Annotated in this window: 13 protein-coding genes; 10 read left to right on the forward strand and 3 right to left on the reverse strand. The window is 62.5% G+C overall.

What is annotated here, in order from left to right; translation table 11 throughout:
* Nucleotide 1: 1 nt before the first annotated feature.
* The 4 genes from AB7Z56_RS13920 (at nt 2) to rfbG (ending at nt 4,326) form a co-directional block, all read left to right on the forward strand.
* Nucleotides 2-1,465: a glycosyltransferase gene (locus AB7Z56_RS13920; RefSeq protein WP_354141762.1), complete on the forward strand. Its 1,464-nt coding sequence runs from the start codon at nt 2-4 to the stop codon at nt 1,463-1,465.
* 5 nt (nt 1,466-1,470) lie between these two features.
* Nucleotides 1,471-2,220, forward strand: coding sequence for a class I SAM-dependent methyltransferase (locus AB7Z56_RS13925; protein WP_354141763.1), 750 nt, complete (start codon nt 1,471-1,473; stop codon nt 2,218-2,220).
* Between the two features lie 265 nt (nt 2,221-2,485).
* Nucleotides 2,486-3,256, forward strand: coding sequence for a glucose-1-phosphate cytidylyltransferase (gene rfbF, locus AB7Z56_RS13930; protein WP_354141764.1), 771 nt, complete (start codon nt 2,486-2,488; stop codon nt 3,254-3,256).
* Nucleotides 3,253-4,326, forward strand: a complete 1,074-nt coding sequence (rfbG, locus tag AB7Z56_RS13935) for a CDP-glucose 4,6-dehydratase (protein ID WP_354141765.1) — start codon at nt 3,253-3,255, stop codon at nt 4,324-4,326. The genes rfbF and rfbG overlap by 4 nt, the downstream gene beginning before the upstream one ends.
* On the opposite strand, the gene AB7Z56_RS13940 is transcribed toward rfbG, so the two are convergent.
* From AB7Z56_RS13940 to AB7Z56_RS13950, 3 genes are all read right to left on the reverse strand, one after another.
* Entirely contained in the window at nt 4,290-6,107 is a 1,818-nt protein-coding gene (locus tag AB7Z56_RS13940) for a chloride channel protein (RefSeq protein WP_354141766.1), read from the reverse strand. The genes rfbG and AB7Z56_RS13940 overlap by 37 nt on opposite strands.
* 579 nt (nt 6,108-6,686) lie before the next feature.
* Nucleotides 6,687-7,436: a glycosyltransferase family 2 protein gene (locus AB7Z56_RS13945; RefSeq protein WP_354141767.1), complete on the reverse strand. Its 750-nt coding sequence runs from the start codon at nt 7,434-7,436 to the stop codon at nt 6,687-6,689.
* A 12-nt stretch (nt 7,437-7,448) separates the two neighbouring features.
* Nucleotides 7,449-8,849, reverse strand: coding sequence for a capsular polysaccharide export protein, LipB/KpsS family (locus AB7Z56_RS13950; protein ID WP_354141768.1), 1,401 nt, complete (start codon nt 8,847-8,849; stop codon nt 7,449-7,451).
* A gap of 179 nt (nt 8,850-9,028) precedes the next feature.
* Between AB7Z56_RS13950 and pseG the strand changes: the two genes are divergently transcribed.
* From pseG to AB7Z56_RS13980, 6 genes are all read left to right on the forward strand, one after another.
* A complete protein-coding gene (gene pseG, locus AB7Z56_RS13955; RefSeq protein ID WP_354141769.1) occupies nt 9,029-10,129 on the forward strand; it encodes a UDP-2,4-diacetamido-2,4,6-trideoxy-beta-L-altropyranose hydrolase in 1,101 nt (366 codons plus the stop codon).
* Between the two features lie 102 nt (nt 10,130-10,231).
* Entirely contained in the window at nt 10,232-10,882 is a 651-nt protein-coding gene (locus tag AB7Z56_RS13960) for a formyltransferase family protein (protein WP_354141770.1), read from the forward strand.
* Nucleotides 10,875-11,987, forward strand: a complete 1,113-nt coding sequence (gene pseI / locus AB7Z56_RS13965) for a pseudaminic acid synthase (protein WP_354141771.1) — start codon at nt 10,875-10,877, stop codon at nt 11,985-11,987. Before AB7Z56_RS13960 ends, pseI begins: the two co-directional genes overlap by 8 nt.
* Nucleotides 11,980-13,374, forward strand: coding sequence for a surface carbohydrate biosynthesis protein (locus AB7Z56_RS13970; RefSeq protein WP_354141772.1), 1,395 nt, complete (start codon nt 11,980-11,982; stop codon nt 13,372-13,374). Before pseI ends, AB7Z56_RS13970 begins: the two co-directional genes overlap by 8 nt.
* A 3-nt stretch (nt 13,375-13,377) precedes the next feature.
* Nucleotides 13,378-14,886 carry a lipopolysaccharide biosynthesis protein gene (locus AB7Z56_RS13975; protein WP_354141773.1) on the forward strand — a complete coding sequence of 503 codons (1,509 nt, stop codon included), beginning with the start codon at nt 13,378-13,380 and terminating at the stop codon, nt 14,884-14,886.
* A 257-nt stretch (nt 14,887-15,143) separates the two neighbouring features.
* Complete coding sequence (locus AB7Z56_RS13980; protein WP_354141774.1) at nt 15,144-15,896, forward strand: class I SAM-dependent methyltransferase; 753 nt, start codon at nt 15,144-15,146, stop codon at nt 15,894-15,896.
* Nucleotides 15,897-15,936 lie beyond the last annotated feature (40 nt).

The raw sequence follows: 15,936 nt of genomic DNA on the forward strand, positions 1-15,936 counted from the left end.
AATGAATCTAGCGCAATCCACTGTTTCACCATCTGTCGGCAATTTACGAAAAACGGAATTTTTGGAGTATGCCGAATCCGGCCTGGGCAAGCAGGATGGCCCTAACCAGTTCAATGCGGCATATCGCGAGGGTGATCGCAAATTCATGCGCTTCCTGGTTCCTCCGGGAAAGCGGGTGTTGGAACTGGGCTGCGGTCAAGGGGAACTCCTGGCTGCGCTGGAGCCGTCGTATGGCGTCGGTGTGGATTTCGGCGCCAACACAATTGCCAGAGCCAGGGAATTGCATCCCGGCCTGGAATTTATTCTGGGCGACGTCGAGAGCCCGGCAACGCTTGCCGGAATCGAGGGGCCGTTTGATTACATTGTGATCGCCGATACCATCGGCATGTTCGAAGACATCGAGAGTACGTTGGGACTGGTGCATAAGTTGTGCACGCCATCCACGCGGATCATAATCTCCTATTACTCTCACTTGTGGGAGCCGATCCTGCAGCTGGCCGAGCTGCTGAAGCTGCGGAGGAGGCAACCGAAGATCAATTACATTGCGACCACTGATTTCTTGAATCTGATGGACATCGCGGACTTCGAGGTGATCAGTCACGAGCAGCGGCAATTGATCCCGCTGCGTTGGTTCGGAATTGGTTCGTTCGTCAATCGATTCATCGCGCCGCTGCCCGGAATCAGATCGTTATGTCTGCGAACCTATCTCGTCGGACGTCCGATCCTGGCGTTTCGAGATCGGAAATACTCGGCGAGCATCGTCGTTCCCTGTCGAAACGAGAAAGGCAACATCGAAAGCGCCATACTGCGGATGCCGAAGTTCGCCGTTAGGCAGGAAATCCTTTTCGTCGAAGGAAATTCAAGCGACGGCACGTTTGAGGAGTGCGAGCGGGTACGCGATGCCTATAAGCAAGAATGGGATATCAAGGTCCTGAAGCAGGACGGCAAGGGTAAGGGCGACGCGGTTCGAAAGGGCTTCGCTTCGGCAACCGGCGACGTGCTTATGATTCTCGATGCAGATCTGACGATGCCGCCGGAAGCTCTGCCGAAGTACCATTCGCTCATCGAAACTGGCAAAGCAGAATTCGTCAATGGCACCCGCCTGATCTATCCCATGGAGAACGAGGCGATGCGACCGCTCAATCTCATCGCCAATCGCTGCTTTGCCTATCTCTTCAGTTACCTTGTAAACACCCGGCTCACCGACACGCTATGCGGCACCAAAGCCCTGTTACGAAAAGACTACGAGGTGCTCGCGCGGGAGCGCAACTATTTCGGCAACTTCGATCCGTTCGGAGATTTTGACCTGATCTTCGGCGCCGCGAAGCAAAATCTGAAGATTGTGGAGACTGCGATCCACTACAAGGCGCGTACCTTCGGCGAAACCCAGATATCGCGATTTCGAGACGGATGGCTGCTCCTGAGAATGGTGTGGTTCGCGTACCGCAAGCTCAAGGCGATTTAATCGTCATGACAAAGCATACAGCCGGTCTCGATCAACGCCAGATCATTCACCGGGAAGTTTGGGAGAGAAAGAAGGGGTTGCGCGCTCTCTACCATGACTACCATCGGCGGTTGTTCGAAAGATGTCCGCCGGGCTTCGTTCTCGACATCGGGGGGGGGACCGCTCACATCAAGGAATCGCGCGCCGATGTCGTTTCCGTCGACATCATGTCCTTTCCAGGCATCGACGTGGTTGCCGATGCTCACAGTTTGCCTTTCTCGAACGAATTGTTTTCTGGTGTGGTGATGCTCGACGTTTTGCATCACCTGGAGAGCCCGATCGAATTTCTCCAGGAGGCGTCGCGCGTCCTGAAGCCGGGCGGGTGTCTTGCGATGATCGAACCGGCGATGACCACTCTCGCTCGCCGATTTTACGATCGGTTCCACGAAGAGCCCGTGGACATGGATGTCGATCCATTCGCGCCTGTCGTAATCAATCCGCATCGTCAGCCGTTCGACGCCAACCAGGCGATTCCCACTTTGTTGTTCGCAGAGCCCCGTGCGCGCAGTCGTCTCGAACAGGTCGTTCCGTCCTTGCAAGTCCGCGCTGTTGAATGGCACAGCCTGTTTGCCTATCCGATGAGCGGTGGATTCCAGAAGTGGTCCTTAATGCCGGCCGCGCTGGTCGGCCCGATGCTGGGGCTCGAGAAAAGGATACCGGCTCCAGTCCGGAAGCATCTGGCATTTCGGATGACGATCGTCCTGGAGCGCATCTAACGATGCCGGAACTATTTCGGATATCGGAGACCCTCTTCGAGCTTTGCTGCCCCTGCACAGGACAAAGCCAATCTTAATTGAGGCAGGCGAGCACTCGACTAGGGAATCGCGAAAAGCGCGTCAGTGTCGAGCTGGCGCGATTCTGGCCTCAAATAGCGGGTTCCCTGGGAAGTCATGTTCATCTAAATGATTTCATAGCTGGCTTGAGTTTGTAGGGGCCCAAAGGAAGGCCAGGGAGCGCGCCTCCCCCGTTCGGAGCAGTTGAATGAAAGTTGTCATCCTCGCGGGTGGTCTGGGAACCCGAATTGCCGAAGAGACCAGCACGCGGCCGAAGCCGATGGTCGAGATCGGCGGCCGGCCCATCCTGTGGCATATCATGAAGATCTACAGCCATTACGGCTTCAATGATTTCGTGATCTGCCTCGGCTACCGCGGCTACATGATCAAGGAGTACTTCGCGAACTACTTCCTGCACATGTCCGACGTCACCTTCCATCTCGCCGAGAACCGGATGGAGGTGCATCGCGAGACCGCCGAGCCCTGGCGGGTCACGCTGGTCGACACCGGCGAGGACACCCAGACCGGCGGCCGGCTGAAGCGGGTGCTGCCTTACGTCGCGAACGAGCCGTTCTTTGCACTGACCTATGGCGACGGCGTCGCCGACATCGATCTTGCCGCCGAGATCGCCTTCCACAAGGCGCATGGGCGGAGGGCCACCGTCTCGGTGGTGCGGCCCGCGAAACGGTTCGGCGCGGTCGCGATCGAAGGCGACCGGGTGGTCAATTTCGAGGAGAAGCCCAATGACGACGGCGGCTGGATCAATGGCGGATTCTTCCTGCTGTCGCCGTCGGTTGGCGAGCTGATCGCGGGCGACAAGACGATCTGGGAGCGCGAGCCGATGGAGCAACTCGCCCGCGGCGACGATCTGCGCGCCTACATGCATCCCGGCTTCTGGCACCCGATGGATTCGCTGCGCGACCGTACTTTCCTCGAGGGCGAGTGGGCCAGCAGCCGCGCCAAATGGAGGATCTGGTGACGGATCCGGCATTCTGGCGCGGCAAGAAGGTCTTTCTGACCGGGCATACCGGCTTCAAGGGCGCGTGGGCCTCGCTGCTGCTGCGTCGCCTCGGGGCCAGCGTCTACGGTTATGCACTGCCGCCGACGCATCAATCCGCGCTGTTCGTGACGGCCCGCATCGCCGACGACATCAAGCACCGCGTGGCCGACATCCGCGATCTCTCGGCCTTGCGCGGTGCAATGGCAGAGGCCGATCCCGACATCGTCATCCACATGGCCGCGCAGGCGCTGGTGCGCCCGTCCTATGAGGAGCCGGTCGAGACGTTTGCGACCAACGTGATGGGTACGGTCCATGTGCTCGAGGCGGCACGGCAGTTGCGCTCGCTTCAGGCGATGCTGATCGTCACCACCGACAAATGCTACGAGAACAACGGCACGGGCGCGGCCTTCCGCGAGAGCGACCGTCTCGGCGGCGACGATCCCTACAGCAACAGCAAGGCCTGCGCCGAGCTCGTGACGCACTCCTATCGCCACAGCTTCTTCAATGCGAAGGGCGCGGCGCGTGTCGCGACTGCGCGCGCCGGCAACGTCTTCGGCGGCGGCGACTGGGCGCGCGACCGTCTGGTACCCGACGCGATGCAGGCCTTCCTCGCGGCCGAGGCGCTGCGCATCCGCAATCCCAATTCGGTGCGGCCGTGGCAGCACGCGCTCGATCCGGTGCTCGGCTATCTCAAGCTGGTCGAGCGGCTGGCGGGCGACGAGCACTTCATCGGCGGCTGGAATTTCGGGCCTGATGCGGCAAGCGAGGTACCGGTCGGGACCGTGGTCGAACATCTGATCGCGCTGTGGGGCGACGGCGCGCGCTGGACGGCCGATGCCGGCCCGCATCCGCACGAAGCCGCCTATCTCAGGCTCGACTGCGCCAAGGCGCGCGGCGAGCTCGGCTGGACCCCGCGGCTCGATCTGGCCCAGGGCCTGCGCCTCACGGTCGACTGGTACAGGGCGCTGCGCGAAGGCCGGGACCTGCGCAAATTCTCGCTCGACCAGCTCGATCAGGTCGTCGGCGCGTCGTCGAGGACGGTCGCGTGATGTGACGGCTCGCGGCGGCCGGGGCCGAAGAAAGCGGACCGCCGCGTCTCGACCGATCTTGCGGTGGCGCGAATGCGCAGGAGGTCCTTGCGGGCAATCAGACCGACGAGATGCCCGGTCGCGCGCTCGACGATCGGCACCCGCCCGACGTCGGCCAGAACCATCCGATCGGCAACATGCGACACGGGCTCGTCGGGATAGCCGAGCGTGAGCGAGAGGTCCGAGGCGCAGTCGAACAGGGTGTCGCGGCCATCGGCGCTTTCCGCGCGCCACCGCAGGACGTCCGAGCGGCCGACGAGACCGGAGACCCGTCCGCCGGCATCGATCAGCGGATAGGACTTGTGACGTCGTTCCCCGCCGGAGAAGAACGATACCGCTTCGCCGACGGTCATCGTTGCGGGCAGAGTATCGACATCCTTCACCATCACTTCGTTGACGCGAAGCAGGTCGAACGGGTCGATGCCGTATTCGCGCACGACGTGCTGGCCGCGTCGCGCGATCTTTTCGGTGAGGATCGAGCGCTTGAGCAGCAACACGGTCAGCGCATAAGCCGCGCTCGTGGCAATCAGGAGCGGTCCGAGCATCGCAAAGTCGCCGGTCAGCTCGACAGCGAACAGGATCGCGGTCAGCGGTGAGCGCATGGTGCCGCCCATCATTGCGGCCATGCCGATGAGCGCCCACGCACCATGCGCGCCCGGCAGCAACTGTCCTTCGAGCCAGCCGGCGCAGCCGCCGAAAATGAGAAGCGGCGCAAGGACGCCGCCGGAGGTGCCCGATGCCAGCGCAACGATCCAGATCGCCGACTTCACGAGCAGGATCAGGACCGTGGCCGATACCGCAATGTGGTCGCTGAGCAGGTCGCCGATGATATCGTAGCCGACACCGAGCGCGCGCGGCTCGATCAGGCCGCCGGCGCCGACGAACAATCCGCCGATCGCCGGCCACCACATCCAGTGAATTGGCAGGTGGCCGAAGAAATCCTCGGCCTTGTACAGGAGGGTGGTCAGCAATCCCGATTGCAATCCTGCGGCGATGCCGATGCCGACGCAGGCAAGCGGTCCCCACCACGGCAAATCGAGCTGGTCGGCGAATGGAAACAGCGGGCCGGTGCCGATCAGCCAGGGCCTCAGCGCCGACGAGACCACACAGGCGGCGATCACGGGAATCAGGCTGCGCGGCTTCAGCTCGAACAGGAGAAGCTCGACGGCGAGCATGACGGCGGCGACCGGGGTTCCGAAGATCGCCGTCATACCCGCGGTCGCACCGGCGACCAGCAACGCCTTGCGCTCGGCGGCGGTGAGATGGAAGCATTGGGCGAAGAGAGAGCCGACGGCGCCGCCGGTCATGATGATCGGGCCCTCGGCCCCGAACGGGCCGCCAGTCCCGATCGAGATGGCCGACGACAGCGGCTTGAGGACGGCGACTTTCGGCTGGAGACGGCTGCCGCCGATGAGGATGGCCTCGATCGCCTCGGGAATACCGTGGCCGCGAATCTTCTCTGAGCCAAAGCGCGCCATCAGGCCGATGACGAGGCCGCCGAAGGCTGGAGCCGCCACCATCCAGGCGCCCGGTTTCACGCCCGACAGCGAGAGCGTCTGCGTGCTCAGTGTTTGCAGCCATACCGCATTGGTGACGATCGCGATGGCGTGCAGCAACAGCCACGCCGTCGCCGCGCCGCCGGCGCCGACGAAGACGGCCATGGCAACCAGCATCAGAACACGCCGGTCTGTCGTGAAGTCGCCAAGGCGCGGCAGGGAATTGGCGGGGATGGAGCGTGTCATCTTGGTCCGATCGGGAATAACGCAATTGTAATGTTGACGGAGCAGAGCCGGTCACAGCGGCCGGCCGGCCCGACCCAAATATATCGCAAAGCGATATAAATCAACGGATCATTGGCGCGGAAAGGTCGACTCGAAAATCGGGTGAAGGACCGGTTGGCGCGGCAGCTCCAGGATCTCGGCGATGCGCGCCTGCGGGGAGACCGCGTGTTTCAGATACGCGCCCGAGCAGACCGCGAGATGCGATTTGAGCAGGCCGACGTGATAACGCCGATTGTTTTCACGTTCATGCCTCCGGCAAACGGCGATTGGTCAATGCGGCGCGTCGGCGACGTAGATGGCGGACTTGTGATAATATCTGGCGATGCAGTCGTTCGGCAATCGGCTGGCATTCGCCGCGACGTCGGCGGTCATCAGCAGAGCGGGCGTCGATTTATGCCCGGGCTTGATTGTACACGCAAAGCTCCCCGGTGACCCGGGTCAGACTAATGACAACCGATAAAGCCCGCAATGTTCATTTCCGGCCCTTGCAGGCGGCCGCGCAATGCTTGCCCGCACCAGGGCCGCAAGCGTCACGTGCCGCTAGAACTGCCGCCGCTTGAGCCAGGCGCGCGCGCTCCAATGGCCGAAGCACCAGGCCGATTTGAGCAGCGGCAGCTGCTCGACGTTGCGGTAGACGTTCCAGACCCATTTGGCGGAGCGCATCGGGCGGCTGGAGACGGACGAGCCCCTGACGCGGTAGCGCGCCAGATCCTCGTTGAGGCCGTGGGCGATATGGCCGCGCCGGAGGATGGAGAGCCACAGGCAGAAATCGTCGTAGCCCTCGTTGGTCATCGCGACGGGCCCCGCGATCTCGCGGTCGACCAGCGCGGTCAATGTCGCGATCGAGGTGTTCTTCAGGAGCTGATCGTAGCTCAGCTGCGCCGGCACCGCGATCAGCCGGCCGGACATGGTGTTGGCCTCGTCGATGCGGCGGAACGCGGTGTAGCTCAGCGCGGCGCGCCTCTCGCGGGCAAAGGCGAGCTGGCGCTCGAGCTTGGCGGGAAGCCACAGATCGTCGCTGTCGAGGAAGGCGAGATAGCGGCCCTTTGCCTGGTCGATCGCGGCCTGGCGCGCCAGCGCCGGACCGCCGTTCTTCGGCAGCCGGATCAGCTTGACGCGCGGGTCGCGTTCGCTGATCTCCGCGATGATCGGGGGGGTGCGGTCCGTCGAGCAGTCATCGGCGATCAGCAGTTCCCAGTCGTCGAAAGTCTGGGCCTGCACCGAATGGATGGTTTCCTCGATGAAGCGCTCGACGTTCCAGGACGGCATGATGATGGAGACGAGAGGCATCGCGTGATCCGTTCAGTGAGCAGCCGCAGGCTCGGCGAGCGCGGCTCGCAACGAGGCCGTGAACGTGTCGAGCAGCCCGGGATCGCCGATGTAGAGCTCGCCGGGAAACGAGCGCCGCCACGCCGCTTCGAAATAGGGCGCACCTCGGGCGGGGTCGAACGGTCCGGCACGCAGGGCCTCGCGCAGGCGCTGCGGCACGTCGGCAATACGGTCGGCCGAATAGACCAGCGGGCAGGTGCGATAGAACGCATCGCCCATCACCACGACCGGCTTGCCGAGCAACAGGGCTTCGGCGCCCGACTTGCTGTTGACGGAGATGACGGCATCGGCCCGGTTGAGGACCGCGTAATTGTTGGTCTGCGGCGGCAACAAGACGAGATTGTCGAAGCGCCGTGCGAGCTCGAACAGCCGATCCGCCGAGATCGCGCCGATCTGCGCGGGATGCTCCTTGACGACGAGCAGGTGCGAATCCGGGATCGTCCGCAGCAGGAAGTCGACGGTCGCGACCTGGTCGAGATAATCAGGCGCGCGCAGCGTCAGCGCCATGTCGGCGGGAACGTGGAAGGGATAGTAGACGAACGGCGTCTCGGGGATCGGGCGATAGAGCTTGCGAAGTCTCGCCGCGTTGACGGCCATCATCGCGTGCACCCTCGCGTGCCGCAGATTGTGTCCGAACTCCTGGTGCTTGCCGAGTGCGAACTGGTCCCACAGCTTTTCGGCGAGGCGGCGCGAGTTGCGCAGGTTCACCACCTTCTTGAACGCCGCCGAGTAATGATGCGCGTCCTTCTTCGGGATCACGATCGCGCGCTGGTTCAGCGTGGCATCGAGATAGGATTTCACATCAGCCGAGACGTCGTCGGCGGGCTTCGCCATCATCTCGGGCGCGCCAAAACTGTCGGGCGTGAAATACATCCGTCCGCGAAAGAACGACGGCTCGATGAACCAGTTGCGGATGCCGCGGCGCTTGGCGGCGTAGAAACTCGTGATCACGGAGAGGAAGCCGCCGAGCTCCTGCACCAGCTCGGCGCGTTTGCCTTGGCTCTCCAGCCGGTCGAGCAGCGCCTCCATGGCGTTGGTGTAGATCATGAAGCGACGGCGCAGCGCGGCGGTGTCGCGGATGCCGAAGGTGAAGCGTTCGTGGCTGAACAGGAAGTTGGAGCCGTCCAGACCGTAGGCTTCGATGCGGGCATCGAAAGCCTGCCGGTCATCGGGCGAGGGCCCGGTCTTGAGGCCTTCGCGGTACATGTTCACGACCGGGACGCCCGCGGCCGCCGACATCTCGGCACTGCGATCGTCGAAGGCAAGCAGCTCGACCGCATATCCCGCCGCGCGCAGCCGCTGCGCCACCGGAATCCAGAATCGGGTCTGGTATTCGGCCAGCGTCGTGATCAGAAGGGTTTTCTCGGGCGACATGTGGGGCAGGGTTGCTCGGTTGCGGTTTCCGCATATAGAAGCCTGCACGATAGCTCAAGGGTGGATTGGGGCCGGTTCCACCGCCGAAGTGTGGTAGGAGACGGCCCTATCTGGCCAACCGTGGCGGGCACCTGGTGCCGGCGGCCCGGGGCGGGATCGAGGAAGGCGGGCGCAAAACGATGAATAAGCAGGTCGTCTTCCGCGTCGACGCTTCGGTCGAGATGGGGCTTGGTCACCTCACGCGGTGTCTCACGCTCGCAGACGCCCTCGCCGCGGACGGAGCGCGATCGTGCTTCCTCATGCGCAGCCACGCGGCCGGGTTGGCACACCTTGTCGAGACCCACGGACACGCGGTGCGGCTTTTGTCAGATCCCTCGAAGCGGCCCGAGACCGACGATCGTGGCGGACCGCATCGACATTGGCTGCCCACCACGTGGCAACAGGACGCAGATCAGACGCGCATCGCCCTGGACGAAATCGGTCCGGCCGAGTGGCTCGTCGTCGATCACTACGTCCTCGATGCCAGATGGGAGCACGCCTGCCGCCGCGAGGGCATGCACATCCTCGCCATCGACGACCTTGCCGACCGTGCGCACGACTGCGAGATACTGCTCGACCAGAACCTCGTATCGCACATGGAGACGCGCTATCGCGACCGGGTCCCGGTCGCCTGCGTGCAACTCCTCGGGCCTGGCTATGCGCTGCTTCGTCCGGAGTTTGCCGCGCAGCGTCGTCTGCTTGCGCAGCGTGACGGAAACATCGGTCGCATTCTGATCTGTTTTGGCGGCTCCGATCCGACCAACGAAACCGCGAAAGCGCTGGCGGCGATTGCGAGCCTGGCCCATTCGTCGCTCGCCGTGGATGCCGTCATCGGCTTAAGCAATCCGCATGCGGACTCGGTTGCACAACTCTGTCACGGACTGTCGGGCACCGAGCTGCATCGAGGAGCTAACAATATTGCCGAGTTGATGCGGCGGGCGGATCTGTCGATCGGGGCCGGCGGTGTCATGAGCTGGGAGCGTTGCTGCCTGGGTCTGCCCGTGATCGCAGTCGATATCGCGTCGAATCAGGTCGGCGCGCTTGAGGCATTGGCTGCGGAACGTGCGGCGGTCTATCTCGGGGCGGCCAGTGACGTATCCGGAGCAGCTCTAGCCGACGCGATTCGAGCGCTGCTGGACGATGCTGCCCGGACCAGGGCGCTGGGCGAAGCCGCGCTGGCCTTGGTCGATGGGCGGGGGGCGGACCGGGTCGTGGACTGCATGCAGGCCACTTCCGGTTAGGGCAGGCAGGAGCAGCGAAGCCAGGTATTTGGCAGAAGGACCGGTTTCTGTGCTAAAGGCGGCGCGGCCTCGGGGAACCGTGTTCCGCTTTGTGATCAAAGTATGAAGATTTCGATTGTCTGCTCAAGTGCCTCACACCCGGTCTACGCCCATCTGGAACAGTGGGCGAGGATTGCGCGCGCCTCGCACGACGTCGAACTCGTGCAAAAGAAGACCGAGCTGACGGGCGGGGATATCCTTTTCCTGATCTCGTGTCATGAAATCATCTCGGCGCAGGACCGGGCGAGATACGGTGCGAGCTTGGTGATCCATGCCAGCGACCTCCCGCTCGGGCGCGGCTGGTCCCCCCATATTTGGCAGATTCTCGAAGGAAAGCATGATATCGTCGTTTCGTTGCTCGAGGCGGAGGATCAGGTGGATACCGGCGCCATTTGGGCGCAGCGCCACATGGCGCTCGAAGGCCATGAGCTCCATGACGAGATCAACGCGAAGCTCTTTGCCATCGAAATGGAGCTGATGAGCGAGGCGGTGGCCGTTGAGGGGCGAAGGGCGCCTATGCGGCAGGATGGTCGCACTCCGACCTACTACCGAAGGCGCGGGCTCGAGGATTCGCGGCTGGACCCGAACCGCCCGATCGCCGAGCAGTTCGAACTCCTGAGAGTGGTAGATCCGCAACGTTTCCCCGCGTTCTTCGATTTTCGTGGTCATCGCTACGTGGTGCGTATTGAGAAGGTGGAAGCGACCGATGAGTGACACGATATCCATTGCCGGGCGGTCGATCGGCCGGGCGCATCGGCCGTTCATCATTGCGGAGATGTCCGGCAACCATAACCAGTCGCTCGAGCGCGCGTTGGCGATCGTCGACGCCGCGGCGAAATCGGGCGCGCATGCGCTCAAGCTTCAGACCTACACCGCCGATACGATGACGCTCGATCTTGGCAGCGACGAGTTCTTCATCGACGATCCCAACAGCCTCTGGAAGGGGCGGTCGCTGCACAAGCTCTATCAAGAGGCCTACACGCCGTGGGAGTGGCACGCGCCGATCTTCGAGCACGCGCGATCGCTCGGCATGATCCCGTTCTCCACGCCTTTCGATGCAACGGCAGTCGATTTTCTCGAGAGCCTTGGCGTTCCCTGCTATAAGATTGCCTCCTTCGAGAACACCGATCTGCCGCTCATCCGCAATGTTGCCGCGACCGGAAAGCCGATGATCATCTCCACCGGCATGGCAACTGTTGCCGATCTCGACGAGACGGTCCGTACAGCGCGAGCGGCGGGCTGCAAGCAGCTCGTGCTGCTGAAATGCACGAGCACCTATCCGGCGACGCCCTCGGATACCAATCTCATGACGATTCCGCACCTGCGCGCGCTGTTCGATTGCGAGGTGGGGTTGTCGGACCACACTTTCGGGATCGGCGCTTCGGTGGCGAGCGTGGCGCTCGGCGCAAGCGTGATCGAGAAGCACTTTACGCTTGCGCGGGCCGACGGCGGCGTCGACTCGACGTTTTCCATGGAGCCTTCGGAGATGGCGGCGCTCGTGGTCGAGACTGAGCGGGCCTGGATGGCGCTTGGCGAAGTCCGTTACGGCTTGATGGAGAAGGAGCGGGACTCCCTGATCTTCCGCCGTTCGCTCTATGTGGCCGAAGATCTCGCGCCCGGCGACGTGCTGACCGAGCAGAATTTGCGGATCATTCGCCCCGGTCTCGGCCTGCCGCCGAAATATTTCGAGACGCTGATGGGTAAGCGCGTCGGCCAGGCGGTTCGCCGCGGTACGCCGATGAGCTGGGACCTGCTGTCATCCGCTGAAGAAGCGGCGTCTGCGCAGCAGGTGACTACGGCGAGGAGCGCACGTGGCTGACCAGCCGCATGTCTGCCTGATTGTCGACAACCCGCTTCGCGACCTCGAAGGGCTGGTGTTGCTGGCGCGCCAACTGGCAACGCGCGGCGCACTGGCCACGCTGGTGCCGATGTACGAGCAGGGGTTCGATGTTCCGGCGCTGCGGCCCGATATGGTGCTCGTCAACTACATCCGGCCCAATAATGTCGACCTGATCAAGTCCTACAAGCGCGCGGGACTTCTGGTTGGCGTTCTGGACACCGAGGGCATCGGCGGCAAGAACGCCGACCAATTCGCCGGGATGGTGAAGGGGACCGGATGCACCGACCTCGTCGATCTCTATTGCGTTTGGGGACAGGCGCAATATGCCGCTTTCCTGCGGCAAGGCACCGTCCCCGCTGAGATCCTTCGCGCGACCGGCTGCCCCCGGTACGATTTCTGCGCGCCCCCCTGGCGCGCCGCGTTGCCTGAACCGTCGGTAGCGTCGGGTTATGTTTTGATCAACACGAACTTTCCGACCGTAAACCCGCGGTTTTCGGGCAGCTCCTCCGACGAGGAGGGAGCCATGGTGCAGGCTGGTTTCACCCGCGAGTTCGCGCGCCAGTTCATCGCAGACGGCCGGGAGGCTTATCGCCACACGCTGGGCATGGCGATCGAGCTCGCGAAGCACTTTTCCGACGTGCCGTTTGTGTTGCGGCCGCATCCGTTTGAAAATCTCGATTCATACGGGGCCTTCGCCGATTTGCCGAATGCAAGCGTGATCCAGAGTGGAACCTCACTCGAATGGATCAGCGGTGCGCGCCTGCTGGTTCATCAGAATTGCTCTACCGCCATCGAGGCCACAATGCTGAACGTGGAGCCGCTGAGCATGGAGTGGTTCAACACGCCGGCCCTCCGTCTCGATGCGGCGACCAGGGTCAGCCGCCGGGCGCATGGCGAAGCGGAGCTGATCGAGTTGGTGCGGCAAGGCCTCGAGGGCAAGCTGGCCCAACCCTCTTCCGAGATTGTGGACTTTCGCCGTGAGATCATCAGCGATCTCTACCTTGCCATGGATGGCGCGAGCTCCATTCGGGTTTCGGACGCAGTGTTGTCGACGATGGCCGTGGCCGGGCAGCATTTCCGGCCGGCGGCCGGGTCGCGCTCGCCGTCGCTTCGCGGGCTCGCTGCGGCGGCCGCCCGTCGTACCTTGGGGCACAGGGCAAGTAAGGCTTTGCGTCGCCTCTACGGCTCGGCCGAGGGCGAGCGTCGCCGTGCGGGCAAGGTATTCGGCGATGGACTGGTCAACACGATATTGCAGCGTATCGATGCTGCTTCGGTGGACCGGCGCCGGTTTGTCGCCCGGACGCCCGCAAATATTCGGGGCGGCATGTTCAGCGGCGCCAGCCTGCAACTTGCGGAAGTGAACTGAACCGTGCTGCGTCGGTTTCTTCATAACACCGCAATCTCGGCCGCCGCCTACGGCGTTGCCGGGGTGCTGGGCCTGTTCGCGGTAGGCCTGATTGCGAAGTCCTATGGGCTCGCGGTGCTCGGGCTTATCGTGCTTTTGCGCTCATTTCTACCGAGCGGCTTCCTTGCAGTGATCGATCTCGGCGTTTCCGAGATTACGACTCAGGTGATTGCGCGGGGACGGCTCGGGGACTGGTCCACGGCCGGTGAAAAGGTTTCGTTGCTGACCTTGCTTGCCTTGGTCACCGGATTGCTCTCGGGCGTGCTGCTGTGGCTTTGCGCGGCGGACCTTGCCGCCATCTTCAAGGTTCACGCCGATCAGTCCGCGGATTTCATTGCCATCTTGAAGGTGACCGCGCTGATCATGCCAATTGCCTTCCTGGGGCTGGCTGCAGAAGGAGCGCTCAAGGGATTTGAGCAGTACAGCTGGCTGCGATTGACCGAGGTGGCGGGAAGCGTCGCTTACGTGGGATCGATCTTCATTGCCGTCTGGAGCAACCTTTCATTTGCCTGGATCGCCTACGCGTATCTCGCGACGATTGTTGCCAAATACGTGGTGCTTGCTCTCGTCGTCTGGCTCTTTGCGCGCAACTCCTCGCTCCGTTTCAGATCATGGACCCCCTCGAGCCGGCACGACGTGGCCTACCGGTGTTGGCTCATGTTTAACAACCGTATCGCAGGAACTTTCCAGCAGACGCTGGTTCCGCTGGCTATCGGTGCGCTCTACAGTCCCGTCGAAGTCGGAACCTACGATGTGCTGACGCGCCTTCCCCGCTTTCTCAAAACGACAATGAGCCCGCTTTATTCGGCAATTCTTCCGATTTCGGCACATCTCGACGAACGCACCGACGTTAGACGATTGCAATTGCTGGGACGAAACGGCCTCGTTCTACCTGCGGCTATCGTTGTGCCGATCCTTGTCGTCGTTGCATTGTTTTCCCAAGACATATTGCGCGTCTGGGTCGGGCCCGAGCATTCGAGCGAATGGCCGTGGTTGGCTCTGTCGCTGTTTGTTCCCGCTGTGACTGTCATGCTGGGGGCCGGGCAAACCGCTTTGATGGTCAGGTCGGATTTCCTGCGTCTCAACACGCGCCTGCTTTATCTGCAGGTCCTGGCGCAGTATATTGTGACGGCACTGACGCTGGCTTGGCTGCGCGAGCGTGCCTTCATATTGGGGTGGTTGCTGTCCTATGTCGTATTTGCCCCCCTGATTGCGCATCGCATGCTCTCGGTCATGCACTTGCCAAGGATGTTGTTCTGGGAGCAATTGGGTAAGCAAACATTGGTGGCAGCTGTGCTTGCCGCAGGGACAATCGCGTATAAAACCTATTCGACGCCGTATACCCTTCCGGCACTGATCGTAGTTGGGGCGATTACCTGCGTCGCAGCGTGGGTTCTGAGCATTGCTCTGATCCTTTCACAGAGCGATCGAGCCATGTTCGGCAAATTCGCCCGCGCGCTGACGCAGCGGTGACCTCGTCGCATCAATCCAGTTCCGCTGTCGGCGAACGGCCGGGTCAGCGTCAGAGTGCCGGCTTCCTTGGCCCGGTCCGGCGGTACCGGCTCCGGAACTCAGTTGGTCCCTGCTGGATCCGACGCTGGGGCCTTGATCAGGCCCGGTCTTCATCTAAAATTGAGGAGCTGAAGCGGCCAACCGCCGGCAGCTTGCAGAATTGGCCGGCGCTGCACACGAATAGCCGGCATTCGCGTTAAGACAGGCGGGAGAATTTCGTGTTCAGGCTTCCCAGTTTCCACCCCAAGGTTCTCCTCTGGCGTGCTGCGACTAATATCGGGCCTCTGCCGGTGCTGGTGAGGGCGCGGGAGTCTGCCGTATGGCAGGATTTCTGGCGGACCGAGAGGAGCGAGGCAGCGTTTCTCGACTATGCGAAGAATACGCCCTTGCGGGATTGGCTTGCGAACTATTGCGCCGGCCTGCGGCCCGAATCGGTGGTCGAACTCGGCCCGAACGTCGGGGCAAATCTACAGGCGATTTGGCGGGCTGATCGCAACATCAAGCTCTATGGCGTCGAGCTGAACGACAACGCTGTCAAATGGGGCATGCAACACATGCCGGAGGGCTGCAGCGCGAAGCTGCTGACCGGTTCGATGGCCGATGTGGAAGGCGTGCTCGAGCGCAACGGCATCGAGGGTGCGGACGTGGTCTTCAGCTGCGGCGCCACAATGCACGTCAACGACGATATCTTCGCAGCCGCGAAGCGACAGGCTCTCAAGCTTGCCCGCAAGGCGATCATCCACGTGGAGTACAATGCTTGGACACCAGCGGAATTGCAAAACGGACGAAATTGGCGCTCGTCTTTCTTGTCGGATCGCTGGGTTCGGGACTATGTGGCGGAGTACGAATCCATGCCCGGCGTGTCCCGTGTCGATTGCATTCGCATACCGCCGGAGATCAATGTCGCGCGCAATATCGGTCGACTTTGGATCAACGATATGACGGCCATGATTGTCGTTCATCGGAACTGAGCGATCGGGTAAGAAGAGCGATTCCCGCTCTGGCGACAGG

The sequence above is a fragment of the Bradyrhizobium sp. 482_C4_N1_8 genome (assembly GCF_052075965.1).
Classification (GTDB): domain Bacteria; phylum Pseudomonadota; class Alphaproteobacteria; order Rhizobiales; family Xanthobacteraceae; genus Bradyrhizobium; species Bradyrhizobium barranii.